Genomic DNA, 25,310 nt, shown 5'->3' on the forward strand with positions numbered 1-25,310 from the left:
AAAGGGATGGCCTTGTTCTTGAAGGCTATTTAGAATCTCTTCACTTGCTTTTTTTCTGCTCTGTTTGTTAAGGAAATCTCATGTTCAAATCGACCCTGGCGGCGATGGCTGCTGTTTTCGCTCTTTCTGCTCTTTCTCCCGCAGCAATGGCAGCGAAAGGGGACCCGCACGTATTGTTGACAACCTCAGCTGGTAACATCGAACTGGAACTGGATAAACAAAAAGCGCCAGTGTCTGTGCAAAACTTTGTCGATTATGTGAACAGTGGTTTTTATAACAACACGACCTTTCACCGCGTCATTCCTGGCTTTATGATTCAGGGCGGCGGTTTCACCGAGCAGATGCAGCAGAAAAAACCAAACCCGCCAATCAAAAATGAAGCAGATAACGGCCTGCGCAACACGCGTGGCACCATCGCGATGGCGCGTACCGCTGACAAAGACAGCGCCACCAGCCAGTTCTTTATCAACGTTGCCGATAACGCCTTCCTTGACCACGGTCAGCGTGATTTCGGTTACGCGGTATTTGGTAAAGTGGTGAAAGGCATGGACGTTGCCGATAAGATTTCCCAGGTGCCGACTCATGACGTTGGTCCGTACCAGAATGTGCCGTCAAAACCGGTAGTTATCCTTTCCGCTAAAGTCCTGCCGTAATGATTTCTCGCGCGGGCAATCTTGCCCGCGCTTCTGCTCTCCCGGCGTAACCCGGATTTGCCGCTTATACTTGTGGCAAATGGACACGTTCAGGGAGGCATCAAGTGAAGAAACTCACCGATAAGCAAAAGTCCCGTCTCTGGGAGCTTCAGCGTAATCGTAATTTCCAGGCCAGTCGCCGTCTTGAAGGCGTCGAGATGCCTTTAGTCACTCTTACTGCCGCAGAGGCTTTAGCGCGCCTTGAAGCGCTGAGGAGGCACTATGAGCGATAAATTCGGCGAAGGGCGCGATCCGTATCTTTATCCAGGCCTTGATATCATGCGTAACCGGCTGAACATCCGCCAGCAGCAGCGGCTGGAACAGGCCGCTTACGAAATGACGGCGCTGCGTGCTGCGACCATTGAACTTGGCCCGTTGGTTCGGGGTTTACCGCATTTGCGTACTCTTCATCGCCAGTTGTATCAGGATATTTTCGACTGGGCGGGGCAACTGCGCGAAGTCGATATTTATCAGGGAGATACGCCGTTCTGCCACTTTGCCTATCTCGAAAAAGAGGGCAATGCCCTGATGCAGGATTTGGAGGAAGAGAAGTATCTGACTAGCCTTGAGAAAGATAAATTCGTCGAGCGGCTGGCGCATTACTATTGTGAAATCAACGTGCTGCATCCCTTCCGGGTGGGAAGTGGTTTGGCACAGCGGATCTTCTTCGAGCAACTGGCGATTCATGCCGGATATCAACTGAGCTGGCAGGGTATCGAAAAAGAGGCCTGGAATCAGGCAAATCAGAATGGGGCAATGGGGGATCTCACCGCGCTGCAGATGATATTTAGCAAAGTGGTAAGCGAAGCCGGGGAATCTGAGTAAAATAGCGCGGTTCTTTCGTACCGGAGCCGCCATGATCCTGCTTATTGATAACTACGATTCTTTTACCTGGAACCTCTACCAGTACTTTTGTGAACTGGGGGCGGATGTGTTGGTTAAGCGCAACGATGCGTTGACGTTGGCGGATATCGACGCCCTTAAACCACAAAAAATTGTCATCTCACCCGGCCCCTGTACGCCAGATGAAGCCGGGATCTCCCTTGACGTTATTCGTCACTATGCCGGACGCTTGCCGATTCTTGGCGTCTGCCTCGGTCATCAGGCAATGGCGCAGGCATTTGGCGGCAAAGTTGTGCGCGCCGCAAAGGTCATGCACGGCAAAACCTCGCCGATTACACATAATGGTGTGGGCGTATTTAAGGGGCTGGCAAATCCACTCACCGTGACACGCTACCATTCGCTGGTGGTGGAACCTGACTCATTACCGGAGTGCTTTGAAGTGACGGCCTGGAGCGAAACCCGCGAGATTATGGGGATTCGCCATCGCCAGTGGGATCTGGAAGGTGTGCAATTCCATCCAGAAAGTATTCTTAGCGAACAAGGACATCAACTGCTGGCTAATTTTCTGCATCGCTGATTTCTGATTGCCATTCAGTGATTTTTTATGCATATTTTGTGATTATAATTTCATATTTATTTATGCGTAACAGGGTGATCATGAGATGGCAATTGAACAAACAGCAATTACACGCGCGACTTTCGATGAAGTGATTCTGCCGATTTATGCTCCGGCAGAGTTTATTCCGGTAAAAGGTCAGGGCAGCCGAATCTGGGATCAACAGGGCAAGGAGTATGTCGATTTCGCGGGTGGCATTGCAGTTACGGCGTTGGGCCATTGCCATCCTGCGCTGGTGAACGCGTTAAAAACCCAGGGCGAAACTCTGTGGCATATTAGTAACGTTTTCACCAATGAGCCGGCGCTGCGTCTTGGCCGTAAACTGATTGAGGCAACGTTTGCCGAACGCGTGGTGTTTATGAACTCCGGCACGGAAGCTAACGAAACCGCCTTTAAACTGGCACGCCATTACGCCTGTGTGCGTCATAGCCCGTTCAAAACCAAAATTATTGCCTTCCATAACGCTTTTCATGGTCGCTCGCTGTTTACCGTTTCGGTGGGTGGGCAGCCAAAATATTCCGACGGCTTTGGGCCAAAACCGGCAGACATCATCCACGTGCCTTTTAACGATCTTCACGCAGTAAAAGCCGTGATGGATGACCATACCTGTGCGGTGGTGGTTGAGCCGATTCAGGGCGAGGGCGGCGTGACGGCAGCGACGCCAGAGTTTTTGCAGGGCTTGCGCGAGCTGTGTGATCAGCATCAGGCATTATTGGTGTTTGATGAAGTGCAGTGCGGGATGGGGCGGACCGGCGATCTGTTTGCTTATATGCACTACGGCGTGACGCCGGATATTCTGACCTCTGCGAAAGCGCTAGGTGGCGGCTTCCCGGTTAGCGCCATGCTGACCACGGCGGAGATTGCTTCCGCGTTTCATCCTGGTTCTCACGGTTCCACCTACGGCGGTAATCCTCTGGCCTGTGCAGTAGCGGGCGCGGCGTTTGATATCATCAATACCCCTGAAGTGCTGGAAGGTATTCAGGCGAAACGCCAGCGTTTTGTTGACCATTTGCAGAAGATCGATCAGCAGTACGATGTGTTTAGCGATATTCGCGGTATGGGGCTGTTGATTGGCGCAGAGCTGAAACCACAGTACAAAGGTCGGGCGCGTGATTTCCTGTATGCCGGTGCAGAGGAAGGCGTAATGGTGCTGAATGCCGGGCCTGATGTGATGCGTTTTGCGCCGTCGCTGGTGGTGGAAGATGCGGATATCGATGAAGGGATGCATCGTTTCGCCCACGCGGTGGCGAAGGTGATTGGGGCGTAAATAAGACGCATCAGGCAAAAGATGTCGGATGCGGCGTGAACATCTCATCCGATGGTTTAGCCTGTATTACGCCTTCGAATCCCGCAACTTGCGACTCAGCCAAATCCCGTGATGCGGTCGCTGCCGCCATGCCATCGACGAAATGGTGTGCATGGTGTTCAGATGACCAATAACCCGTTGTAAATGCTGCTCCAGCGTACCTGCCGCGCCTTCGTGCGGCTGCATCTCCGGCGCATCCATGATATTGGCATCGCCAGAACTACCCGGTTCGTCATACTCCAGTCGCTGCTGACAACGCTGAATGGCGATTTCACAAGACTGTAAATACTCTTGTGCCAGTTCCGGTGGCAATGCCCGGTGTTCCCGCGCCAGCGTGGTCATGGCATTAATATGCTCAACAATGAACTGGCTGTGCGTTACCCACAGTTTCATATCTGCCAGATAATGGCTGTTAAACGCCGGTTCCTGCATCGCCTGATTCAATGAGTTATACAGAGTGTTATGCGCCTGATTCACCCGCATTCGCTGCCAGGCCAGTGGCGTAGGTTGCGGGTCCTCGCTCAGAATCAAGCGAATCGCGTCCTGATAGGCTTCTAAAGCGTCATGGGCGTTCTTACGCAATAACCCGCTCTGCCACTGCGGCCACAGCCAGACAGTACCGCCGAAAGCAATTAAACAACCAATAATGGTATCGATAAGACGCGGAAGGATGTACTGCTCACCGTTCAGCCACAACAGTTGCAGGGTATACACTGCGGTAATAGTAAAACCGACCGTCGCCCAGCCGTAGTTTTTGCGCAATATCAGGTAGCTGGCGAGGGTGGTAATCAGCATCAAGGTCAGGGTGTAACCTTCGGGAATTTTAAAGTGTAGCGTCACGCCTGCAATGATTAACCCGACCACGGTTCCCACGGAGCGATTTACAATCCTCAGACGGGTTGCGCCATAGCCATTTTGCGTCACCAGCAATACTGTCATCAGGATCCAGTACGACTTCGGCAGATGAAGCGCGGTGCCCATCAGGCTGGCAACGCTTAACATCACACTGAGTCGTCCGGCATTGCGTAGCGCTGGAGACTTTAGTGACAGATAACTTTTCAGCGCCGGAAGTAATGGCATTCGCCGCTGTTTATCGGCCAGTAAGTCACGGGCATAGAGCGGTTTTTGGGTGCGCAGCACACGAGCAATGCGGCTGAAATGCCAGTAGCAGAATTGCCCAACCGGATTATCCGGGTGTTGGCGGGCGATTTTTTCCAGTGCGCCAATTTGCTTTTCCATCGTAAAACGCGTTGGCAGGCGATGGTAAAGAATGTCATCAGCCAGCACGCGCAGGCGAGCGGCGACGGTTTGCGCATTCCAGCGGATAACTTCTTCCGCATGGCTACGCTCGACCAGCTTTTGCACCTCTTCCGTCTGATGCAAACTGACCGAAATATGTTCCTGCAAATCCAGCGCCTCCTGGAAAATACGCAGCATCCGCTTGTAATCGGTATTATTTTGCGCGGAAAGCATATGCATTTGCTGATAGCACTGGGTAATTAGATCGACCGCTTTTTGCTGGCGCACCAGCAGCGGCGGCAGCGCTTTATCAGGGTCGGTGTGCTGGGTAAGCAGGCTGTATTTGGCTTCACAGTAATCTGCCAGTTCACGGTACAGCAGACTTAGTGACTCGCGTAGCGGTTGTTCGCGCCAGATCCAGAACCAAAACCAGTTAAACAATCCGTACCACAAAGTGCCCAGCGCATAGATGAGCAACGGTTCCCAGACCGGCATGTATCCCGCCAGACTGAGGGTAAAAATGGCAGCGAGCAGCGATGCGGGAAGCAATTTTGCGTGCAATGGCCCCAGTTCAGCAGTGACGCCAAGTACCAGCGTTAATCCGGTCAGCAAAAAGGGCAGGGGAACATCTTTTGCCAGTAGCACCTGTGTCAGCAAGCTACAGGTGGCAAACAGCGACGCACCAATGATTAAGCGTTTGAAAAAACGTTTATGAGGCGTATCAAGGCCCGCAATATTGCAACAGGCAGGAACGAGGGAGAAGAGCAGGCCGAATCGTAATTCGCCAAGCATTAACCCAACGGCCACGGGCAAACATAGCACCAGCGTTTGTCGAAGTGCATAGTTGATATCGGGGTGATAAATCAGTCTGCGCCACATCGGGGGAAACAAAATGGCGCGCTACCAGGTAACGCGCCACTCTGACGGGATTAACGAGTGCCGTAAACGACGATGGTTTTACCGTGTGCGGAGATCAGGTTCTGATCTTCCAGCATCTTCAGAATGCGTCCCACGGTTTCACGAGAACAGCCGACAATCTGACCGATTTCCTGACGGGTAATTTTGATTTGCATACCGTCCGGGTGAGTCATAGCATCCGGTTGTTTTGCCAGATTCAGCAGAGTCTGTGCAATGCGGCCCGTCACGTCGAGGAACGCCAGGTTGCCCACTTTCTCTGAAGTGACTTGCAGACGACGCGCCATCTGTGCAGACAGACGCATCAGAATGTCCGGGTTTACCTGAATCAATTGGCGAAATTTTTTGTACGAAATTTCAGCCACTTCACAGGCGGTTTTCGCACGTACCCATGCGCTACGTTCCTGGCCCTCTTCAAACAGGCCCAGTTCGCCAATAAAATCACCCTGATTCAGATAGGAGAGGATCATTTCTTTACCCTCTTCGTCTTTGATCAGCACTGCCACAGAGCCTTTAACGATGTAGTACAGCGTTTCCGCTTTTTCACCCTGGTGAATAAGCGTGCTCTTGGATGGGTACTTATGAATGTGGCAATGAGACAAGAACCATTCGAGAGTCGGGTCTGTTTGCGGTTTGCCAAGCACCATGCGCGGTTATCCTCTGTTATAAGCTTTCTCCAGAGCCAGATAACGCCGCTGTCTCTGGATTGCCGAAATATGCTTCCCGCTACCTGGGAAGGGGCTATCAACTGTACTGCACGGTAATGTGGCGTCCTTTGCATACATGCAGTACATCAATATATTACTGTAGCATCCTGACTGTTTTAGCATAGCTTTCGCTTTGTGTCTCCTGGTGTCTCGCTTCAGCATGACCCAGGTCGCCTTCCGTTGCGCGATTTGGTTAGTACGCGTACTCTGTCAGGAAAATTGACGCAGTGGAGTAGCAAAAATGCAAGCGCGAGTGAAGTGGGTCGAAGGGTTAACTTTTCTGGGCGAATCCGCCTCTGGTCACCAGATTTTAATGGACGGCAACTCAGGCGATAAAGCACCAAGCCCGATGGAAATGGTGTTGATGGCAGCGGGTGGTTGCAGTGCCATCGATGTGGTTTCTATCCTGCAAAAAGGGCGTCAGGATGTGGTCGATTGTGAAGTAAAATTGACCTCTGAGCGCCGCGAAGAGGCACCACGCCTGTTTACGCACATTAATCTGCATTTTATCGTCACCGGTCGCGACCTGAAAGACGCAGCGGTTGCGCGTGCAGTTGATCTTTCTGCCGAGAAATATTGTTCAGTGGCGCTGATGCTGGAAAAAGCGGTGAATATTACTCACTCGTATGAAGTGGTTGCCGCGTGATTTAACTATCCCGTTGTGAAGCCGGATAGTATTTTATCCGGCGTAATAGCAGCGTTACTCGATTTTCTTTCCTTCCATCAATCGTTGCACCAGCGGCAGCATAATTAATTCCATTGCCAGACCCATTTTGCCGCCAGGCACCACTAACGTATTGATGTGGGAAATGAATGAGCCTTGCAACATCGCCAGCAGCCAGGGGAAATCGATCCCTTCCAGATTACGAAAATGGATCACCACAAAGCTTTCATCCAGCGACGGGATACCTTTTGCCGCGAACGGGTTTGAGGTGTCGACGGTGGGAACGCGCTGGAAGTTAAGATGGGTGCGGGAAAACTGCGGTGTGATGTAGTTGATATAGTCTTCCATTGAACGCACTACCGAGTCCATCACTGCTTCTCGTGAGTGCCCGCGCTCGCTGGTGTCGCGGATCAGTTTTTGAATCCACTCAAGGTTAACGATAGGCACCACGCCGACCAGTAAGTCCACATGCTGCGCAACGTTATGCTGTGGCGTGACTACGCCGCCGTGTAAACCTTCATAAAACAGTACATCAGTGGGTTCCGGTAAAGATTGCCAGGGGGTGAATGTCCCCGGTACCTGATTCCACGGTACGGCTTCATCGTAGGTATGCAGATATTTGCGAGATTTCCCTTTGCCACTCTGACCGTATTCAATGAAGGTTTGTTCCAGAAGGCCGAAGTCGTTCGCTTCGGGGCCGAAGTAGCTGATATGCCGCCCGGCGTCGCGCGCTTTGCGGATCGCCATGTCCATTTCCGGGCGGGTATAACGGTGAAAACTGTCGCCTTCCACCTCGGCTGCATGCAGATTTAACTGCGCGAATATTTTACGAAACGCGAGGCTGGTGGTGGTGGTCCCCGCGCCGCTGGATCCTGTTACCGCAATGACCGGATGTTTGGCAGACATAGTAACTCCATGACTTAGCTATCATTATTATCTCGTCCGCCGACGGTTGCAGGTTATTCGCGAAACTGACTGCGCGGCATGATATTGACCGTTTCGTGCAGCTCCGACCATACCAGCACCGCTTCTCCGCACTGTAGCTGGCGTTTGACGTCGGAGACTTTCTGTTCAAGTGTACGCTCATGTTCACCATAATCGGTGCCTTCACGTAACACAAAGCTTTCAATTAAATTTTCCAGCGTTTCGGGGGAGAGGTCTTGCCACGGAATCAACATGATTTCGCCTCCAGATACGTTGTTAACCAGTCAGGAATGCGTGACTCCAGCCACATTTGCGGATGAAGTAATGTACCGCCAATAAAGCCAACATGACCGCCATGTTCAGTCAGCTGATACTCCACCTGCGGGGGGAGACTTTCCGGTTTCGGGATCACCTGATGATCCATAAACGGATCGTCTTTGGCGTGAATAATCAGTGTCGGTTTGGCTATCCGATTGAGCATCGGCATGGCGCTACACTGACGATAATAGTCGATAGCGTCAGCGTAGCCGTGAATTCTGGCGGTGATGAGATCGTCAAATTCACGGATGCGACGTACCGATTTTAACTGCGTGAGATTAATCGGCAGTGTTCCGGGGTAGGCTGCCAGCTTGCGCGCGGCATTGGCTTTTAACAGGTTCAGCAAGTAACGCTGATAAATGCGGGAAAAGCCCTTTTCCATATGGTAACTACAGGCCTCCAGCATAAACGGCGCAGAGACAATCACTGCCGCATCAATCGGGAGATCATTGCCTTCTTTTGCCAGCAAACAGGCCAGCATATTACCGCCGAGCGAATAGCCGACGGCAGCCGTTGGCGCATGACCAAACTCGCGTTGCAGCCAGCGTAAAAACCAACTGGCGTCTTCGGTTTCGCCCGAATGGTAAATGCGGTGCATACGGTTTGGTTCACCGCTGCATCCGCGAAAATGCATCACCACGCCCAGCCAGCCGCGCTTTTGCGCCGCCTCAACCAGACCGTGAGCGTAAGGGCTATTGAGACTGCCTTCCAGCCCGTGAAATACCACTAAACGCGGTTTATGCCGCGCCTGTGCAGGATCTTCACTCCACGCGAGATCGACAAAATCGCCGTCGGGCAACTCCAGCCGCTGCCAGTACGGGGTGAATTTCACCTTGCGACGGAACAGACGCGGCAGCATGGTTTGTAGATGACAATTGCTAAAGCCGCGCATAGGGGTGAATTTAGCACTGCTGCTAAATTCATTGGCATCGGTCGTTGTTATCTGCGCCATCAGTTGCTTTGGCCTTCCAGCAGCATCTGCTCAAGCTGCTCCTGGGCTTCCAGCCATGCCATTTCGCACTCTTCCAGGCCGGATTTGGCGCTGGCTTGCTGTTGCAGGCAGGCGGTCAACTCCGCTTTACGGCTTTGATCGTACAGTTCGCTGTCGCCGAGTTTCTCTTCCGCCTGCGCCAGTTGCGCGTTCAGCTTCTCCATCTCTTTTTCCAGACGGGCAATCTCTTTACGCAGTGGCTGGGTTTGCGCACGCAGCTCCGCTTCCCGACGCTTCTGATCTTTACGTGCCTGGGCGCTGTTCGCGTTCTCTTTTGGCGCTTCGTCGGTCTGGTTTTCCTGCTTTTGTACGTCGCTCAACCACTGTTGATAATCTTCCAGATCGCCGTCGAACGGTTCGACTTTACGATCGTGAACCAGGTAGAGATCGTCAGTGGTGGAACGCAGCAAATGACGGTCGTGCGAGACGACAACCAGCGCGCCTTCGAACTCGATTAATGCTTCGGTGAGTGCCTGACGCATGTCGAGGTCAAGGTGGTTGGTCGGTTCGTCGAGCAGCAGCAGATTCGGACGCTGCCAGACAATTAATGCCAGCACCAGGCGGGCTTTTTCCCCACCGGAGAAGCGGCGCGTTTCTTCGGTTACTTTATCGCCCTGGAAACCAAAGCCGCCGAGGTAGTCACGCAGTTTTTGCTCCAGCTCCTGCGGCGCTAAACGTGCCAGATGTTGAATAGGCGATTCGTCGGCGCGCAGGTATTCCAGTTGATGCTGGGCGAAGTAGCCGAGCTTGATCCCTTTCGCCAGACCAATTTCACCGCTGACTGGCGCAAGTTCGCCGGCTAACAGTTTGATTAATGTCGATTTACCCGCGCCGTTGCGGCCTAGCAGACCAATGCGCGAGCCGGGGACCAGATTCAGTTTAATCGAGTCGAGAATAATGCGATCGCCATAGCCTGCGCTGACTTTTGCCATCTTCAGTAACGGATTTGGCAGGCTTTCCGGCGCGCGGAAGCTAAAGCGGAACGGGTTGTCGACGTGCGCGGGGGCAATCAGCTCCATACGCTCAAGCATCTTAATGCGGCTCTGGGCCTGCTTCGCTTTGGTGGCTTTGGCACGGAAACGGTCGATATAACTTTGCAGATGCGCTACGCGTTCCTGCTGGCTTTCATACATCGCTTGTTGCTGCGCCAGACGGGTGGCGCGCTGTACTTCAAACGAACTGTAGTTGCCGGTGTACTCGAACATGCTTTGTTGTTCGATATGAATAATTTTATCAACGATCGGATCGAGGAAATCGCGATCGTGAGAGATCAGGATCAGCGTGCCCTGATAGCTCTTCAGCCATTTTTCCAGCCAGATAACGGCATCGAGATCGAGGTGGTTAGTCGGTTCGTCGAGCAGCAGCAAGTCTGAACGGCAAATCAGCGCCTGGGCAAGGTTAAGACGCATACGCCAGCCACCGGAGAAATCACTTACCGGGCGCTCCAGTTGTTCATTGCTGAAACCGAGGCCGTGCAGCAGGCTGGCGGCACGGGAGCGAATACTCCATGCGTCAATAGCATCCAGCTTGCCATGAATGGTCGCAATGGCGTGCCCGTCGTTACGTTCGTTGGCGTCGTGTAGCTGCGCTTCCAGTTGACGATATTCACGGTCGCCGTCAATGACATATTCCAGCGCCGCTTGCGGTAACGCCGGTGTTTCCTGATTCACCCACGCCAGTTGCCAGCTTACCGGAAAGGTGTAGCTGCCGCCGTCGGCGCTGATTTCATTTTTCAGCAATGCCAGCAGAGTAGATTTACCACAGCCGTTTTTACCCACCAGGCCGACTTTCTGCCCAGGGTTGATGGTGGCGGTGGCATTATCCAGCAGGATGCGCACGCCGCGACGAATTTGTAACGAGGAAAAAACAATCATAAGGCGCCGTATGTTCAGACTATGTTAACTTATCATTATGATAATGTAATGTATGGGCGAGCTGCCGCACCGGGCGCAATGGTAGCCCAAAACAGCGACTATACACAAAAACCATACCGGGAGGGGGATGATGTCTCAGCCAGCGAAAGTTTTGCTGCTGTATGCCCATCCGGAATCTCAGGACTCGGTGGCAAACCGGGTTCTGCTTAAACCGGCCACGCAGCTCAGCAATGTTACCGTGCACGACCTTTACGCGCACTATCCCGACTTTTTTATTGATATCCCTCGTGAGCAGGCATTACTGCGCGAGCACGAGGTGATTGTCTTTCAGCATCCTCTTTATACCTATAGCTGCCCGGCGCTACTGAAAGAGTGGCTGGACCGGGTATTAAGCCGTGGTTTTGCCAGCGGACCGGGGGGAAACCAACTGGCGGGAAAGTACTGGCGTAGCGTGATTACCACCGGGGAGCCGGAAAGTGCTTACCGTTATGACGCGTTGAATCGCTATCCGATGAGCGATGTTCTGCGCCCCTTTGAACTGGCGGCGGGCATGTGCCGGATGCATTGGTTAAGCCCCATCATTATTTACTGGGCGAGACGGCAAAGCGCACAGGAGCTGGCGAGCCACGCCAGAGCCTACGGTGACTGGCTGGCAAATCCGCTGTCTCCAGGAGGCTGCTGATGGAAGGTTCTGATTTTTTACTCGCAGGAGTGCTGTTTCTCTTCGCGGCGGTGGCTGCGGTGCCGCTGGCATCGCGGCTGGGTATTGGTGCAGTGTTGGGATATTTGCTGGCGGGGATTGCGATTGGCCCGTGGGGGCTGGGGTTTATTAGCGACGTCGATGAGATCCTCCACTTTTCGGAACTCGGCGTGGTATTCCTGATGTTTATCATCGGCCTTGAGTTGAATCCCTCCAAGCTTTGGCAACTGCGGCGTTCGATTTTTGGCGTAGGCGCGGCACAGGTGCTGTTAAGCGCGGCGTTGCTGGCAGGATTATTGATGCTGACCCATTTCTCATGGCAGGCGGCGGTGGTCGGTGGCATTGGCCTTGCGATGTCTTCAACTGCAATGGCGTTGCAATTGATGCGTGAGAAAGGGATGAATCGCAGCGAATCCGGCCAGTTAGGTTTCTCGGTACTGCTGTTTCAGGATCTGGCGGTGATCCCGGCACTGGCGTTAGTGCCGTTGTTGGCGGGTTCGGCAGACGAACATTTCGACTGGATGAAGATCGGCATGAAGGTGCTGGCGTTTGTCGGCATGCTGATTGGCGGGCGCTATTTACTGCGTCCGGTATTCCGTTTTATTGCAGCTTCTGGTGTGCGGGAAGTGTTCACCGCCGCGACGCTGCTGCTGGTGTTGGGTTCCGCATTGTTTATGGATGCGCTGGGGTTGTCGATGGCGCTCGGTACGTTTATTGCGGGTGTGCTACTGGCGGAAAGTGAATATCGCCATGAACTGGAAACGGCTATCGATCCCTTCAAAGGCTTGCTGCTTGGTTTGTTCTTTATCTCTGTCGGCATGTCGCTCAACCTCGGGGTGCTTTATACCCATCTGTTGTGGGTAGTGATAAGTGTGGTTGTGCTGGTGGCGGTGAAAATTCTCGTGCTGTATCTGCTGGCGCGATTGTATGGCGTGCGCAGTTCTGAGCGGATGCAGTTTGCTGGCGTGTTGAGTCAGGGCGGTGAGTTTGCCTTTGTCCTCTTTTCTACCGCTTCTTCACAACGCTTATTCCAGGGCGACCAGATGGCGCTGTTGCTGGTGACGGTGACGCTTTCCATGATGACCACGCCGCTGCTGATGAAGCTGGTCGATAAATGGCTATCCCGCCAGTTTAACGGACCGGAAGAAGAAGACGAAAAACCATGGGTCAACGATGATAAACCGCAGGTCATTGTCGTGGGCTTTGGGCGTTTTGGTCAGGTGATTGGTCGTTTGCTGATGGCAAATAAAATGCGCATTACTGTACTGGAGCGGGATATCAGTGCCGTTAACCTGATGCGCAAATATGGCTACAAAGTTTATTACGGCGACGCCACGCAGGTAGATCTTTTACGTTCTGCGGGTGCAGAGGCCGCTGAGTCTATCGTCATTACCTGTAACGAGCCGGAAGACACTATGAAGCTGGTGGAAATATGCCAGCAGCACTTTCCGCATTTGCATATTCTTGCGCGAGCGCGCGGACGTGTGGAAGCGCATGAGTTATTACAGGCAGGGGTGACGCAGTTTTCCCGTGAAACATTCTCCAGTGCGTTAGAGCTGGGGCGCAAGACGCTGGTCACGCTTGGCATGCATCCGCATCAGGCGCAGCGCGCGCAACTGCATTTTCGCCGCCTGGATATGCGAATGCTGCGGGAGTTAATCCCGATGCATGCTGATACCGTACAAATTTCTCGCGCCAGGGAAGCCCGACGTGAACTGGAAGAGATTTTCCAGCGTGAAATGCAACAAGAACGACGCCAGCTGGACGGCTGGGATGAATTTGAGTAGAGGGTAAAGATGGCAATCCGAAAACGTTTTATTGCGGGCGCAAAATGCCCGGCCTGTCAGGCACAGGATTCAATGGCGATGTGGCGCGAAAATAATATTGATATCGTAGAATGTGTTAAGTGTGGACATCAGATGCGAGAAGCAGACAAAGAAGCCCGCGATCACGTCCGCAAAGATGAGCAAGTGATCGGGATTTTTCATCCGGACTAGCGATATGCGCCGAGTTTTTTTAAGCTAGTGAGTACACGGCTGCAGAATTCCGCTACAATCTGCGCCACTATTCTTCCCATGCTCAGGAGATATCATGAAAGTAGCAAAAGACCTGGTGGTCAGCCTGGCCTATCAGGTACGTACAGAAGACGGTGTGTTGGTTGATGAGTCTCCGGTGAGTGCGCCGCTGGACTACCTGCATGGTCACGGTTCCCTGATCTCTGGCCTGGAAACAGCGCTGGAAGGTCATGAAGTTGGCGACAAATTTGATGTCGCTGTTGGCGCGAACGACGCTTACGGTCAGTACGACGAAAACCTGGTGCAGCGCGTTCCTAAAGACGTATTTATGGGCGTTGATGAACTGCAGGTAGGTATGCGTTTCCTGGCTGAAACCGACCAGGGTCCGGTACCGGTTGAAATCACTGCGGTTGAAGACGATCACGTAGTGGTTGATGGTAACCACATGCTGGCTGGTCAGAACCTGAAATTCAACGTTGAAGTTGTGGCGATTCGCGAAGCGACCGAAGAAGAACTGGCTCATGGTCACGTTCACGGCGCGCACGATCACCACCACGATCACGACCACGACGGTTGCTGCGGTGGTCATGGCCACGATCACGGTCATGAACACGGTGGCGAAGGCTGCTGTGGCGGTAAAGGCAACGGCGGTTGCGGTTGCCACTAATACCGAAAAGGTGACAAAAAAGCGGGGAATCCCCGCTTTTTTTACGCCTTAATAATGTGGCGGAGGCGTTTCTTCAGCCTGCGACGCGATGTTCGACGGCTGGCTGGCTTTTAACTTCTCGGTCAGCAGACGCAGATGATCGCGCAGTTTCGCCATCTCCATTTCATGAGCGGTCACCGTGACGTTCAGTTCTTCAATGGTGATTTCCTGAAAAGCCAGTCGGCTCTCCAGCTCTGCCAGGCGTGCTTCCAATGATAAATCCTGCATGATTCACCTCTTTTGTCGAATGGTCGCCGCGGATTCTACTTAACTTTGCTGCCCGAGACAGCACTCATTTCGCGGTCATCGAAACTAATTTAAACAAAAAGAGTCTGAAAATAGATGATAATAGGGCGTGTCTGTATGTAGATTTGTTCGACAACGCTTTATAGTACCCTTCTGATAATAGTTAACCCTGGGGTGAGATGCCCCGATCCTGGAGATATGGATGAAATCACTGTTTAAAGTAACGCTGCTGGCGACCACAATGGCCGTTGCCCTGCATGCACCAATCACTTTTGCTGCTGAAGCTGCAAAACCTGCTACAACTGCTGACAGCAAAGCAGCGTTCAAAAATGACGATCAGAAATCAGCTTATGCACTGGGTGCTTCGCTGGGTCGTTACATGGAAAACTCTCTTAAAGAACAAGAAAAACTGGGCATCAAACTGGATAAAGATCAGCTGATCGCTGGTGTTCAGGATGCATTTGCTGATAAGAGCAAACTTTCCGACCAAGAGATCGAACAGACTCTGCAAGCATTCGAAGCTCGTGTGAAGTCTTCTGCTCAGGCGAAGATGGAAAAAGACGCGGCTGATAACGAAGCAAAAGGTAAAGAGTACCGCGAGAAATTTGCCAAAGAGAAAGGTGTGAAAACCTCTTCCACTGGTCTGGTTTATCAGGTAGTAGAAGCCGGTAAAGGCGAAGCCCCGAAAGACAGCGATACTGTTGTAGTGAACTACAAAGGTACGCTGATCGACGGTAAAGAGTTCGACAACTCTTACACCCGTGGTGAACCGCTCTCTTTCCGTCTGGACGGTGTTATCCCGGGTTGGACAGAAGGTCTGAAGAACATCAAGAAAGGCGGTAAGATCAAACTGGTTATTCCACCAGAACTGGCTTACGGCAAAGCGGGTGTTCCGGGGATCCCACCGAATTCTACCCTGGTGTTTGACGTAGAGCTGCTGGATGTGAAACCAGCGCCGAAGGCTGATGCAAAGCCGGAAGCTGATGCGAAAGCCGCAGACTCTGCTAAAAAATAAGCACTAAGAACCGCCGCCTGACCAGGCGGCGGTTTTTTTATTACAGGCCGGATATAATTAGTGCTGGAAAGCGGAACCTCCGCTGTATTAATTTAGTTACCCGCATCATTAATGAGCCTGCCCTGAAAAGTTAACGACAGGCTCCTGAAAAGGAGTGTTTTTTTTCATGTCCAGGTCGCTTTTAACCAACGAAACCAGTGAGTTGGATTTACTGGATCAACGTCCTTTTGACCAGACCGATTTTGATATTCTGAAATCCTACGAAGCGGTGGTGGACGGGTTAGCGATGCTTATTGGCTCCCACTGTGAAATCGTTTTGCACTCTTTGCAGGATCTAAAATGTTCAGCCATTCGCATTGCTAACGGTGAACATACAGGCCGGAAGATTGGTTCGCCAATTACTGACCTGGCGCTACGTATGCTGCACGATATGACGGGAGCGGATAGCAGCGTTTCTAAATGCTACTTTACTCGCGCCAAAAGCGGCGTATTAATGAAGTCCCTGACTATCGCGATTCGTAACCGCGAACAGCGTGTAATTGGTCTGCTGTGCATCAATATGAATCTTGATGTTCCCTTCTCGCAGATTATGAGCACTTTTGTGCCGCCGGAAACTCCGGATGTCGGTTCAAGCGTCAACTTTGCCTCTTCTGTTGAAGATCTGGTTACCCAAACGCTGGAGTTTACCATCGAAGAAGTGAATGCCGATCGCAATGTTTCTAATAACGCCAAAAATCGTCAGATCGTGCTAAATCTCTACGAGAAAGGGATCTTCGATATTAAAGACGCGATCAACCAGGTTGCTGACCGCCTGAACATCTCCAAACACACTGTCTATCTCTACATCCGCCAGTTCAAGAGCGGTGATTTCCAGGGGCAAGATAAGTAATGCGTTTTGCCATCGTGGTGACCGGGCCAGCATACGGTACGCAACAGGCGAGTAGTGCTTTTCAGTTTGCGCAGGCGCTAATAGCAGAAGGCCATGAGTTAAGCAGCGTTTTTTTCTATCGGGAAGGGGTCTATAACGCTAACCAATTGACCTCACCGGCAAGCGACGAATTTGACCTTGTGCGCAGCTGGCAACAGTTGAATATGCAACATGGTGTGGCGCTGAATATCTGCGTAGCGGCGGCATTACGCCGTGGCGTTGTTGATGAAACGGAAGCCGGAAGACTGGGGCTGGCTTCGTCAAACCTTCAGACGGGATTTACCTTAAGCGGACTTGGCGCGCTGGCGGAAGCCTCGCTGACCTGTGACAGGGTGGTACAGTTCTGATGAAACGAATTGCGTTTGTTTTTTCTACTGTGCCTCATGGCACCGCGGCTGGCCGCGAGGGATTAGATGCTTTACTCGCAACTTCCGCATTAACTGACGATCTGGCCGTCTTCTTTATTGCTGATGGCGTTTTTCAGCTGCTGCCAGGACAAAAGCCCGATGCAGTGCTGGCGCGTGATTACATTGCCACTTTTAAATTGTTGGGTCTGTATGACATTGAACAGTGCTGGGTTTGTGCGGCTTCACTGCGCGAACGCGGGTTAGATCCGCAGACACCTTTTGTGGTCGAAGCCACGCCGCTCGAAGCAGATGCCTTACGCCGCGAACTCGCCAACTACGATGTTATTTTGAGGTTTTGAGGCGTTATGCTGCACACATTACATCGTTCACCCTGGCTGACGGACTTTGCTGCGCTGCTGCGTCTGCTCAGTGAAGGTGACGAACTGCTATTATTGCAAGATGGCGTAACTGCCGCAGTTGACGGCAACCGCTACCTTGAAAGTCTGCGTAATGCCCCCATTAAGGTCTATGCTCTGAACGAAGACCTTATTGCCCGCGGTTTGACTGGTCGAATTTCGAACGACATCATTCCCATTGACTATACTGATTTCGTCAGACTTACGGTTAAGCACTCCAGCCAGATGGCCTGGTGATGGCGGGATCGTTGTATATTTCTTGACACCTTTTCGGCATCGCCCTAAAATTCGGCGTCCTCATATTGTGTGAGGACGTTTTATTACGTGTTTACGAAGCAAAAGCTAAAACCAGGAGCTATTTAATGGCAACAGTTAACCAGCTGGTACGCAAACCACGTGCTCGCAAAGTTGCGAAAAGCAACGTGCCTGCGCTGGAAGCATGCCCGCAAAAACGTGGCGTATGTACTCGTGTATATACTACCACTCCTAAAAAACCGAACTCCGCGCTGCGTAAAGTATGCCGTGTTCGTCTGACTAACGGTTTCGAAGTGACTTCCTACATCGGTGGTGAAGGTCACAACCTGCAGGAGCACTCCGTGATCCTGATCCGTGGTGGTCGTGTTAAAGACCTCCCGGGTGTTCGTTACCACACCGTACGTGGTGCGCTTGACTGCTCCGGCGTTAAAGACCGTAAGCAGGCTCGTTCCAAGTATGGCGTGAAGCGTCCTAAGGCTTAATGGTTCTCCGTTAAGTAAGGCCAAACGTTTTAACTTAAATGTCAAACTAAACTCGTAGAGTTTTGGACAATCCTGAATTAACAACGGAGTATTTCCATGCCACGTCGTCGCGTCATTGGTCAGCGTAAAATTCTGCCGGATCCGAAGTTCGGATCAGAACTGCTGGCTAAATTTGTAAATATCCTGATGGTAGATGGTAAAAAATCTACTGCTGAATCTATCGTATACAGCGCGCTGGAGACCCTGGCTCAGCGCTCTGGTAAATCTGAACTGGAAGCATTCGAAGTAGCTCTCGAAAACGTGCGCCCGACTGTAGAAGTTAAGTCTCGCCGCGTTGGTGGTTCTACTTATCAGGTACCAGTTGAAGTCCGTCCGGTTCGTCGTAATGCTCTGGCAATGCGTTGGATCGTTGAAGCTGCTCGTAAACGCGGTGATAAATCCATGGCTCTGCGCCTGGCGAACGAACTTTCTGATGCTGCAGAAAACAAAGGTACTGCAGTTAAGAAACGTGAAGACGTTCACCGTATGGCCGAAGCCAACAAGGCGTTCGCACACTACCGTTGGTAATCCCTTCGGAGTTTTAGTCACCAGGCGGGCGCTTCCAGTAAGCAGCCCGCTTTGGGCTACTTAAATTGAACGCCTAAAAGATAAACGAGGAAACAAATGGCTCGTACAACACCCATCGCACGCTACCGTAACATCGGTATCAGTGCGCACATCGACGCCGGTAAAACCACTACTACCGAACGTATTCTGTTCTACACCGGTGTAAACCATAAAATCGGTGAAGTTCATGACGGCGCTGCAACCATGGACTGGATGGAGCAGGAGCAGGAACGTGGTATTACCATCACTTCCGCTGCGACTACTGCATTCTGGTCTGGTATGGCTAAGCAGTATGAGCCGCATCGCATCAACATCATCGACACCCCGGGGCACGTTGACTTCACAATCGAAGTAGAACGTTCCATGCGTGTTCTCGATGGTGCGGTAATGGTTTACTGCGCAGTTGGTGGTGTTCAGCCGCAGTCTGAAACCGTATGGCGTCAGGCAAACAAATATAAAGTTCCGCGTATTGCGTTCGTTAACAAAATGGACCGCATGGGTGCGAACTTCCTGAAAGTTGTTAACCAGATCAAAACCCGTCTGGGCGCGAACCCGGTTCCGCTGCAGCTGGCGATTGGTGCTGAAGAACATTTCACCGGTGTTGTTGACCTGGTGAAAATGAAAGCTATCAACTGGAACGACGCTGACCAGGGCGTAACCTTCGAATACGAAGATATCCCGGCAGACATGGTTGAACTGGCTAACGAATGGCACCAGAACCTGATCGAATCCGCAGCTGAAGCTTCTGAAGAGCTGATGGAAAAATACCTGGGTGGTGAAGAACTGACTGAAGCAGAAATCAAAGGTGCTCTGCGTCAGCGCGTTCTGAACAACGAAATCATCCTGGTAACCTGTGGTTCTGCGTTCAAGAACAAAGGTGTTCAGGCGATGCTGGATGCGGTAATTGATTACCTGCCATCCCCGGTTGACGTACCTGCGATCAACGGTATCCTGGACGACGGTAAAGACACTCCGGCTGAGCGTCACGCAAGTGATGACGAGCCGTTCTCTGCACTGGCGTTCAAAATCGCTACCGACCCGTTTGTTGGTAACCTGACCTTCTTCCGTGTGTACTCCGGTGTGGTTAACTCTGGTGATACCGTACTGAACTCCGTGAAAGCTGCACGTGAGCGTTTCGGTCGTATCGTTCAGATGCACGCTAACAAACGTGAAGAGATCAAAGAAGTTCGCGCGGGCGACATCGCAGCTGCAATCGGTCTGAAAGACGTAACCACTGGTGACACCCTGTGTGACCCGGATGCGCCGATCATTCTGGAACGTATGGAATTCCCTGAGCCGGTAATCTCCATCGCAGTTGAACCGAAAACCAAAGCTGACCAGGAAAAAATGGGTCTGGCTCTGGGCCGTCTGGCTAAAGAAGACCCGTCTTTCCGTGTATGGACTGACGAAGAATCTAACCAGACCATCATCGCGGGTATGGGCGAACTGCACCTCGACATCATCGTTGACCGTATGAAGCGTGAATTCAACGTTGAAGCGAACGTAGGTAAACCGCAGGTTGCTTACCGTGAAACTATCCGCCAGAAAGTTACCGATGTTGAAGGTAAACACGCGAAACAGTCTGGTGGTCGTGGTCAGTATGGTCATGTTGTTATCGACATGTACCCGCTGGAGCCGGGTTCAAACCCGAAAGGCTACGAGTTCATCAACGACATTAAAGGTGGTGTAATCCCTGGCGAATACATCCCGGCCGTTGATAAAGGTATCCAGGAACAGCTGAAAGCAGGTCCGCTGGCAGGCTACCCGGTAGTAGACATGGGTATTCGTCTGCACTTCGGTTCTTACCATGACGTTGACTCCTCTGAACTGGCGTTTAAACTGGCTGCTTCTATCGCCTTTAAAGAAGGCTTTAAGAAAGCTAAACCAGTTCTGCTTGAGCCGATCATGAAGGTTGAAGTAGAAACTCCTGAAGAGAACACCGGTGACGTTATCGGTGACTTGAGCCGTCGTCGTGGTATGCTCAAAGGTCAGGAATCTGAAGTTACTGGCGTTAAGATCCACGCTGAAGTACCGCTGTCTGAAATGTTCGGATATGCAACTCAGCTGCGTTCTCTGACCAAAGGTCGCGCATCATACACTATGGAATTCCTGAAGTATGATGAAGCGCCGAGTAACGTTGCTCAGGCCGTAATTGAAGCCCGTGGTAAATAAGCCTAAGGGTTAATACCAAAGTCCCGTGCTCTCTCCTGAAGGGGAGAGCACTATAGTAAGGAATATAGCCGTGTCTAAAGAAAAATTTGAACGTACAAAACCGCACGTTAACGTTGGTACTATCGGCCACGTTGACCACGGTAAAACTACTCTGACCGCTGCAATCACCACCGTACTGGCTAAAACCTACGGCGGTGCTGCTCGTGCATTCGACCAGATCGATAACGCGCCGGAAGAAAAAGCTCGTGGTATCACCATCAACACTTCTCACGTTGAATACGACACCCCGACCCGTCACTACGCGCACGTAGACTGCCCGGGGCACGCCGACTATGTTAAAAACATGATCACCGGTGCTGCTCAGATGGACGGCGCGATCCTGGTAGTTGCTGCGACTGACGGCCCGATGCCGCAGACTCGTGAGCACATCCTGCTGGGTCGTCAGGTAGGCGTTCCGTACATCATCGTGTTCCTGAACAAATGCGACATGGTTGATGACGAAGAGCTGCTGGAACTGGTTGAAATGGAAGTTCGTGAACTTCTGTCTCAGTACGACTTCCCGGGCGACGACACTCCGATCGTTCGTGGTTCTGCTCTGAAAGCGCTGGAAGGCGACGCAGAGTGGGAAGCGAAAATCCTGGAACTGGCTGGCTTCCTGGATTCCTACATTCCGGAACCAGAGCGTGCGATTGACAAGCCGTTCCTGCTGCCGATCGAAGACGTATTCTCCATCTCCGGTCGTGGTACCGTTGTTACCGGTCGTGTAGAACGCGGTATCATCAAAGTTGGTGAAGAAGTTGAAATCGTTGGTATCAAAGAGACTCAGAAGTCTACCTGTACTGGCGTTGAAATGTTCCGCAAACTGCTGGACGAAGGCCGTGCTGGTGAGAACGTAGGTGTTCTGCTGCGCGGTATCAAACGTGAAGAAATCGAACGTGGTCAGGTACTGGCTAAGCCGGGCACCATCAAGCCGCACACCAAGTTCGAATCTGAAGTGTACATTCTGTCCAAAGATGAAGGCGGTCGTCATACTCCGTTCTTCAAAGGCTACCGTCCGCAGTTCTACTTCCGTACTACTGACGTGACTGGTACCATCGAACTGCCGGAAGGCGTAGAGATGGTAATGCCGGGCGACAACATCAAAATGGTTGTTACCCTGATCCACCCGATCGCGATGGACGATGGTCTGCGTTTCGCAATCCGTGAAGGCGGCCGTACCGTTGGCGCGGGCGTTGTTGCTAAAGTTCTGGGCTAATTACACGTTAATTAGTTTTGAATTGAAAAGGGCGCTTCGGCGCCCTTTTTGCATTTGTTGACTGCATATCTTATTCGTACTGTCAGAACGAATAAATTATTCATATTTAAAATATCAATTCAATTTAATATTTTAAATATGAATGTTTCTGTTTTTAAAATGCTTCATTTGTCAGGCTTTTTTCTTATTTTTCATGCCGCACTTTAATTCATATTGAAGGGTTCTCGTAAAACGTAAATAATTCCTGCGTAGGACTTTTGTTTTGCAGTTTTTACGTTACAAGGGATTATAATGAAATTAAATATATTTACTAAATCTATGATTGGTATGGGGCTGGTGTGTTCCGCTCTGCCAGCATTGGCAATGGAAGCATGGAATAACCAACAAGGTGGTAATAAATATCAGGTTATTTTCGATGGCAAAATTTATGAAAATGCCTGGTGGGTTTCTTCTACAAATTGCCCGGGAAAAGCGAAAGCAAATGATGCAACTAACCCGTGGCGTTTAAAGCGTACCGCAACAGCTGCTGAAATTAGTCAGTTTGGCAATACACTTTCCTGCGAAAAGAGCGGAAGCTCATCTTCTTCAACTTCAAATACGCCAGCATCTAATACGCCCGCTAATGGCGCTTCGGCTACACCAGCACAGGGCACTGTTCCGTCTAATTCTTCTGTAGTTGCCTGGAATAAACAGCAGGGCGGTCAAACCTGGTATGTCGTCTTTAATGGTGCGGTATATAAAAATGCTTGGTGGGTAGCCTCTTCTAACTGCCCGGGTGATGCGAAAGGCAATGATGCCAGCAACCCATGGCGTTATGTTCGTGCCGCTACGGCAACGGAAATCTCAGAAACCAGTAATCCACAGTCTTGTACTTCAGCACCACAGCCTGCACCGGATGTGAAACCGGCACCGGACGTTAAACCGGCTCCTGATGTTCAGCCAGCCCCAGCTGATAAGTCAAACGACAACTATGCTGTCGTAGCCTGGAAAGGTCAGGAAGGTTCTTCTACATGGTACGTTATCTACAACGGCGGCATTTATAAGAACGCCTGGTGGGTGGGCGCGGCAAATTGCCCAGGCGATGCGAAAGAAAACGATGCCAGCAACCCATGGCGTTATGTTCGCGCGGCAACGGCAACAGAAATCACTCAGTATGGTAACCCAGCCTCCTGTTCCGTTAAGCCGGATAATAATGGCGGTGCTGTGACTCCGGTTGATCCAACTCCGGAAACACCGGAAACTCCAGTTACTCCAACTCCGGATAACAACGAGCCATCAACACCAGCGGATAGCAGTAACGATTACTCACTGCAGGCGTGGAGTGGCCAGGAAGGCAGCGAAATTTACCATGTTATCTTCAATGGTAATGTTTATCAGAATGCCTGGTGGGTTGGTTCTGAAGATTGCCCGCGTGGCACCAGTGTAGAAAACTCCAATAACCCATGGCGCCTCGTGCGTACAGCTACCGCTGCGGAAATGAGTCAGTACGGTAACCCGACTACCTGTGAAATTGATAATGGCGGCGTCATTATTGCGGATGGTTTCCAGGCCAGCAAAGCGTACAGCGCGAACAGCATCGTAGATTATAACGATGCACATTATAAAACCTCTGTCGATCAAGACGCATGGGGCTTTGTCCCCGGCGGCGATAACCCGTGGAAGAAATACGAACCGGCGAAAGCATGGTCCGCTTCCACCGTGTACGTGAAAGGTGATCGCGTTGTTGTTGATGGGCAGGCTTATGAAGCGCTGTTCTGGACGCAAAGTGACAACCCTGCTCTGATTGCGAACCAAAACGCCACCGGTAGCAATAGTCGCCCGTGGAAGCCGTTAGGTAAGACTCAGAGCTATAGCAACGAAGAGCTGAATAATGCGCCGCAGTTTAATCCAGAAACGCTTTATGCCAGTGATACGCTGATTCGCTTTAACGGTGAGAACTACATTTCTCAGAGTAAAGTGCAGAAAGTTTCTCCTTCTGACAGCAACCCGTGGCGTGTTTTTGTTGACTGGACCGGAACCAAAGAGCGCGTAGGTACGCCGAAGAAAGCGTGGCCGAAACACGTTTATGCACCGTATGTCGACTTTACGCTGAATACGATCCCGGATTTGGCTGCGCTGGCTAAGAGTCATAACGTCAACCACTTCACGCTGGCGTTTGTGGTGAGTAAAGATGCGAACACCTGTCTACCGACATGGGGTACCGCTTACGGTATGCAGAATTACGCTCAGTACAGCAAAATCAAAGCTCTGCGTGAGGCTGGCGGTGATGTGATGCTGTCTATCGGTGGTGCTAATAATGCCCCGCTGGCAGCTTCCTGTAAGAACGTTGACGATCTAATGCAGCATTATTATGACATCGTTGATAACCTGAACCTCAGAGTCCTGGACTTCGATATCGAAGGCACCTGGGTTGCGGATCAGGCATCTATTGAACGTCGTAACCTTGCTGTGAAGAAAGTGCAGGATAAATGGAAGTCAGAAGGCAAAGATATTGCTATCTGGTATACCTTGCCAATTCTGCCGACAGGCCTGACGCCGGAAGGGATGAATGTCCTGAGCGATGCCAAAGCGAAAGGTGTTGAGCTGGCGGGTGTGAACGTGATGACAATGGACTACGGTAACGCGATTTGTCAGTCTGCAAATACCGAAGGCCAGAACATTCACGGTAAGTGTGCAACGTCTGCGATTGCCAACCTGCATTCACAATTGAAAGGCCTCCATCCCAACAAGAGCGATGCAGAAATTGACGCTATGATGGGTACCACGCCGATGGTTGGCGTGAACGACGTTCAGGGCGAGGTGTTCTATCTCTCTGATGCTCGTCTGGTCATGCAGGATGCGCAGAAGCGTAATCTCGGTATGGTTGGTATCTGGTCAATCGCGCGCGACCTGCCAGGCGGCACTAACCTGTCTCCGGAATTCCACGGCCTGACTAAAGAACAGGCACCGAAGTACGCATTTAGCGAAATCTTCGCGCCGTTTACTAAGCAATAAATGTGTTGGCGATACCTTCCGGTATCGCCGCATTTTTTGTCAATGGGCTACTTTTGGTAGCCCATTATTTTTATTCATATTTCT

The 25,310-nt window shown here is 51.5% G+C and carries 27 protein-coding genes; 20 read left to right on the plus strand and 7 right to left on the minus strand.

What is annotated here, in order from left to right; all coding sequences use genetic code 11:
• The first annotated feature begins 80 nt into the window (after window positions 1–80).
• The 5 genes from ppiA (at window position 81) to argD (ending at window position 3,418) form a co-directional block, all read left to right on the plus strand.
• Complete coding sequence (gene ppiA, locus EAS44_RS02625) at window positions 81–653, plus strand: peptidylprolyl isomerase A (RefSeq protein WP_000477225.1); 573 nt, start codon at window positions 81–83, stop codon at window positions 651–653.
• Window positions 654–757: 104 nt separating this feature from the next.
• A complete protein-coding gene (gene yhfG / locus EAS44_RS02630) occupies window positions 758–925 on the plus strand; it encodes a YhfG family protein (protein ID WP_000736858.1) in 168 nt (55 codons plus the stop codon).
• On the plus strand, window positions 915–1,517 hold the full coding sequence (gene fic, locus EAS44_RS02635) for a putative adenosine monophosphate-protein transferase Fic (protein WP_001280656.1): 603 nt from the start codon (window positions 915–917) through the stop codon (window positions 1,515–1,517). The genes yhfG and fic overlap by 11 nt, the downstream gene beginning before the upstream one ends.
• A 31-nt stretch (window positions 1,518–1,548) precedes the next feature.
• Complete coding sequence (gene pabA / locus EAS44_RS02640; protein WP_000601853.1) at window positions 1,549–2,112, plus strand: aminodeoxychorismate synthase component 2; 564 nt, start codon at window positions 1,549–1,551, stop codon at window positions 2,110–2,112.
• 85 nt (window positions 2,113–2,197) lie between these two features.
• Entirely contained in the window at window positions 2,198–3,418 is a 1,221-nt protein-coding gene (gene argD, locus EAS44_RS02645; RefSeq protein WP_000963803.1) for a bifunctional acetylornithine/succinyldiaminopimelate transaminase, read from the plus strand.
• Window positions 3,419–3,484: 66 nt separating this feature from the next.
• Here argD and yhfK read toward each other — a convergent pair whose 3' ends face one another.
• Entirely contained in the window at window positions 3,485–5,575 is a 2,091-nt protein-coding gene (gene yhfK, locus EAS44_RS02650; RefSeq protein WP_025856754.1) for a YccS/YhfK family putative transporter, read from the minus strand.
• 50 nt (window positions 5,576–5,625) lie between these two features.
• Window positions 5,626–6,258 carry a cAMP-activated global transcriptional regulator CRP gene (gene crp / locus EAS44_RS02655; protein WP_000242755.1) on the minus strand — a complete coding sequence of 211 codons (633 nt, stop codon included), beginning with the start codon at window positions 6,256–6,258 and terminating at the stop codon, window positions 5,626–5,628.
• Between the two features lie 301 nt (window positions 6,259–6,559).
• Between crp and yhfA the strand changes: the two genes are divergently transcribed.
• Complete coding sequence (yhfA, locus tag EAS44_RS02660) at window positions 6,560–6,964, plus strand: OsmC family protein (RefSeq protein WP_001148908.1); 405 nt, start codon at window positions 6,560–6,562, stop codon at window positions 6,962–6,964.
• A gap of 54 nt (window positions 6,965–7,018) precedes the next feature.
• On the opposite strand, the gene prkB is transcribed toward yhfA, so the two are convergent.
• From prkB to yheS, 4 genes are read right to left on the minus strand one after another with little or no spacing between them, the layout of a single operon-like run.
• Window positions 7,019–7,888 (minus strand): phosphoribulokinase, encoded by an 870-nt coding sequence (gene prkB / locus EAS44_RS02665; RefSeq protein WP_001274684.1) that lies wholly within the window; start codon window positions 7,886–7,888, stop codon window positions 7,019–7,021.
• 53 nt (window positions 7,889–7,941) lie between these two features.
• Window positions 7,942–8,160, minus strand: coding sequence for a YheU family protein (gene yheU, locus EAS44_RS02670; protein WP_000907086.1), 219 nt, complete (start codon window positions 8,158–8,160; stop codon window positions 7,942–7,944).
• On the minus strand, window positions 8,154–9,176 hold the full coding sequence (yheT, locus tag EAS44_RS02675) for a hydrolase (RefSeq protein WP_000057415.1): 1,023 nt from the start codon (window positions 9,174–9,176) through the stop codon (window positions 8,154–8,156). Before yheT ends, yheU begins: the two co-directional genes overlap by 7 nt.
• Complete coding sequence (gene yheS, locus EAS44_RS02680; protein WP_000634747.1) at window positions 9,176–11,089, minus strand: ABC transporter ATP-binding protein; 1,914 nt, start codon at window positions 11,087–11,089, stop codon at window positions 9,176–9,178. Before yheS ends, yheT begins: the two co-directional genes overlap by 1 nt.
• A gap of 130 nt (window positions 11,090–11,219) precedes the next feature.
• Here yheS and kefG point away from each other — a divergent pair, with 130 nt between their 5' ends.
• From kefG to slyD, 4 genes are all read left to right on the plus strand, one after another.
• Complete coding sequence (gene kefG, locus EAS44_RS02685) at window positions 11,220–11,771, plus strand: glutathione-regulated potassium-efflux system ancillary protein KefG (protein ID WP_000081823.1); 552 nt, start codon at window positions 11,220–11,222, stop codon at window positions 11,769–11,771.
• Complete coding sequence (gene kefB / locus EAS44_RS02690) at window positions 11,771–13,576, plus strand: glutathione-regulated potassium-efflux system protein KefB (protein ID WP_000399162.1); 1,806 nt, start codon at window positions 11,771–11,773, stop codon at window positions 13,574–13,576. The genes kefG and kefB overlap by 1 nt, the downstream gene beginning before the upstream one ends.
• Before the next feature lie 9 nt (window positions 13,577–13,585).
• Window positions 13,586–13,786: a YheV family putative zinc ribbon protein gene (yheV, locus tag EAS44_RS02695; protein ID WP_001007730.1), complete on the plus strand. Its 201-nt coding sequence runs from the start codon at window positions 13,586–13,588 to the stop codon at window positions 13,784–13,786.
• 94 nt (window positions 13,787–13,880) lie between these two features.
• A complete protein-coding gene (slyD, locus tag EAS44_RS02700; protein WP_000861334.1) occupies window positions 13,881–14,471 on the plus strand; it encodes a peptidylprolyl isomerase in 591 nt (196 codons plus the stop codon).
• A 48-nt stretch (window positions 14,472–14,519) separates the two neighbouring features.
• Here slyD and slyX read toward each other — a convergent pair whose 3' ends face one another.
• Window positions 14,520–14,738 carry a protein SlyX gene (gene slyX, locus EAS44_RS02705; RefSeq protein WP_001153615.1) on the minus strand — a complete coding sequence of 73 codons (219 nt, stop codon included), beginning with the start codon at window positions 14,736–14,738 and terminating at the stop codon, window positions 14,520–14,522.
• Between the two features lie 220 nt (window positions 14,739–14,958).
• Here slyX and fkpA point away from each other — a divergent pair, with 220 nt between their 5' ends.
• The 10 genes from fkpA (at window position 14,959) to chiA (ending at window position 25,226) form a co-directional block, all read left to right on the plus strand.
• Window positions 14,959–15,771, plus strand: a complete 813-nt coding sequence (fkpA, locus tag EAS44_RS02710; RefSeq protein ID WP_000838261.1) for an FKBP-type peptidyl-prolyl cis-trans isomerase — start codon at window positions 14,959–14,961, stop codon at window positions 15,769–15,771.
• Between the two features lie 166 nt (window positions 15,772–15,937).
• Window positions 15,938–16,660, plus strand: coding sequence for a transcriptional regulator (gene yheO, locus EAS44_RS02715; RefSeq protein ID WP_000091466.1), 723 nt, complete (start codon window positions 15,938–15,940; stop codon window positions 16,658–16,660).
• Window positions 16,660–17,046, plus strand: a complete 387-nt coding sequence (tusD, locus tag EAS44_RS02720; protein WP_001209702.1) for a sulfurtransferase complex subunit TusD — start codon at window positions 16,660–16,662, stop codon at window positions 17,044–17,046. Before yheO ends, tusD begins: the two co-directional genes overlap by 1 nt.
• Complete coding sequence (gene tusC, locus EAS44_RS02725; RefSeq protein WP_000820734.1) at window positions 17,046–17,405, plus strand: sulfurtransferase complex subunit TusC; 360 nt, start codon at window positions 17,046–17,048, stop codon at window positions 17,403–17,405. The genes tusD and tusC overlap by 1 nt, the downstream gene beginning before the upstream one ends.
• A 6-nt stretch (window positions 17,406–17,411) precedes the next feature.
• Window positions 17,412–17,699: a sulfurtransferase complex subunit TusB gene (tusB, locus tag EAS44_RS02730; RefSeq protein ID WP_000903381.1), complete on the plus strand. Its 288-nt coding sequence runs from the start codon at window positions 17,412–17,414 to the stop codon at window positions 17,697–17,699.
• 125 nt (window positions 17,700–17,824) lie between these two features.
• Window positions 17,825–18,199 (plus strand): 30S ribosomal protein S12, encoded by a 375-nt coding sequence (gene rpsL, locus EAS44_RS02735; protein ID WP_000246815.1) that lies wholly within the window; start codon window positions 17,825–17,827, stop codon window positions 18,197–18,199.
• A gap of 96 nt (window positions 18,200–18,295) precedes the next feature.
• Window positions 18,296–18,766 carry a 30S ribosomal protein S7 gene (gene rpsG, locus EAS44_RS02740; protein ID WP_001138043.1) on the plus strand — a complete coding sequence of 157 codons (471 nt, stop codon included), beginning with the start codon at window positions 18,296–18,298 and terminating at the stop codon, window positions 18,764–18,766.
• A gap of 96 nt (window positions 18,767–18,862) precedes the next feature.
• Window positions 18,863–20,977 (plus strand): elongation factor G, encoded by a 2,115-nt coding sequence (gene fusA, locus EAS44_RS02745; protein ID WP_000124700.1) that lies wholly within the window; start codon window positions 18,863–18,865, stop codon window positions 20,975–20,977.
• 70 nt (window positions 20,978–21,047) lie between these two features.
• Window positions 21,048–22,232, plus strand: coding sequence for an elongation factor Tu (gene tuf, locus EAS44_RS02750; RefSeq protein WP_000031783.1), 1,185 nt, complete (start codon window positions 21,048–21,050; stop codon window positions 22,230–22,232).
• A gap of 291 nt (window positions 22,233–22,523) precedes the next feature.
• A complete protein-coding gene (gene chiA / locus EAS44_RS02755) occupies window positions 22,524–25,226 on the plus strand; it encodes a bifunctional chitinase/lysozyme (RefSeq protein WP_000773166.1) in 2,703 nt (900 codons plus the stop codon).
• Window positions 25,227–25,310 lie beyond the last annotated feature (84 nt).

This window comes from Escherichia coli DSM 30083 = JCM 1649 = ATCC 11775 (assembly GCF_003697165.2).
GTDB lineage: Bacteria > Pseudomonadota > Gammaproteobacteria > Enterobacterales > Enterobacteriaceae > Escherichia > Escherichia coli.

What these genes read in the sequence shown, in the direction of transcription:
- ppiA (WP_000477225.1), top strand. Translation starts at nt 81, where the DNA reads ATGTTCAAATCGACCCTGGCGGCGATGGCTGCTGTTTTCGCTCTTTCT.
- fic (WP_001280656.1), top strand. Translation starts at nt 915, where the DNA reads ATGAGCGATAAATTCGGCGAAGGGCGCGATCCGTATCTTTATCCAGGC.
- pabA (WP_000601853.1), top strand. Translation starts at nt 1,549, where the DNA reads ATGATCCTGCTTATTGATAACTACGATTCTTTTACCTGGAACCTCTAC.
- argD (WP_000963803.1), top strand. Translation starts at nt 2,198, where the DNA reads ATGGCAATTGAACAAACAGCAATTACACGCGCGACTTTCGATGAAGTG.
- yhfK (WP_025856754.1), bottom strand. Translation starts at nt 5,575, where the DNA reads ATGTGGCGCAGACTGATTTATCACCCCGATATCAACTATGCACTTCGA.
- crp (WP_000242755.1), bottom strand. Translation starts at nt 6,258, where the DNA reads ATGGTGCTTGGCAAACCGCAAACAGACCCGACTCTCGAATGGTTCTTG.
- yhfA (WP_001148908.1), top strand. Translation starts at nt 6,560, where the DNA reads ATGCAAGCGCGAGTGAAGTGGGTCGAAGGGTTAACTTTTCTGGGCGAA.
- prkB (WP_001274684.1), bottom strand. Translation starts at nt 7,888, where the DNA reads ATGTCTGCCAAACATCCGGTCATTGCGGTAACAGGATCCAGCGGCGCG.
- yheU (WP_000907086.1), bottom strand. Translation starts at nt 8,160, where the DNA reads ATGTTGATTCCGTGGCAAGACCTCTCCCCCGAAACGCTGGAAAATTTA.
- yheT (WP_000057415.1), bottom strand. Translation starts at nt 9,176, where the DNA reads ATGGCGCAGATAACAACGACCGATGCCAATGAATTTAGCAGCAGTGCT.
- yheS (WP_000634747.1), bottom strand. Translation starts at nt 11,089, where the DNA reads ATGATTGTTTTTTCCTCGTTACAAATTCGTCGCGGCGTGCGCATCCTG.
- kefG (WP_000081823.1), top strand. Translation starts at nt 11,220, where the DNA reads ATGTCTCAGCCAGCGAAAGTTTTGCTGCTGTATGCCCATCCGGAATCT.
- kefB (WP_000399162.1), top strand. Translation starts at nt 11,771, where the DNA reads ATGGAAGGTTCTGATTTTTTACTCGCAGGAGTGCTGTTTCTCTTCGCG.
- yheV (WP_001007730.1), top strand. Translation starts at nt 13,586, where the DNA reads ATGGCAATCCGAAAACGTTTTATTGCGGGCGCAAAATGCCCGGCCTGT.
- slyD (WP_000861334.1), top strand. Translation starts at nt 13,881, where the DNA reads ATGAAAGTAGCAAAAGACCTGGTGGTCAGCCTGGCCTATCAGGTACGT.
- slyX (WP_001153615.1), bottom strand. Translation starts at nt 14,738, where the DNA reads ATGCAGGATTTATCATTGGAAGCACGCCTGGCAGAGCTGGAGAGCCGA.
- fkpA (WP_000838261.1), top strand. Translation starts at nt 14,959, where the DNA reads ATGAAATCACTGTTTAAAGTAACGCTGCTGGCGACCACAATGGCCGTT.
- yheO (WP_000091466.1), top strand. Translation starts at nt 15,938, where the DNA reads ATGTCCAGGTCGCTTTTAACCAACGAAACCAGTGAGTTGGATTTACTG.
- tusD (WP_001209702.1), top strand. Translation starts at nt 16,660, where the DNA reads ATGCGTTTTGCCATCGTGGTGACCGGGCCAGCATACGGTACGCAACAG.
- tusC (WP_000820734.1), top strand. Translation starts at nt 17,046, where the DNA reads ATGAAACGAATTGCGTTTGTTTTTTCTACTGTGCCTCATGGCACCGCG.
- tusB (WP_000903381.1), top strand. Translation starts at nt 17,412, where the DNA reads ATGCTGCACACATTACATCGTTCACCCTGGCTGACGGACTTTGCTGCG.
- rpsL (WP_000246815.1), top strand. Translation starts at nt 17,825, where the DNA reads ATGGCAACAGTTAACCAGCTGGTACGCAAACCACGTGCTCGCAAAGTT.
- rpsG (WP_001138043.1), top strand. Translation starts at nt 18,296, where the DNA reads ATGCCACGTCGTCGCGTCATTGGTCAGCGTAAAATTCTGCCGGATCCG.
- fusA (WP_000124700.1), top strand. Translation starts at nt 18,863, where the DNA reads ATGGCTCGTACAACACCCATCGCACGCTACCGTAACATCGGTATCAGT.
- chiA (WP_000773166.1), top strand. Translation starts at nt 22,524, where the DNA reads ATGAAATTAAATATATTTACTAAATCTATGATTGGTATGGGGCTGGTG.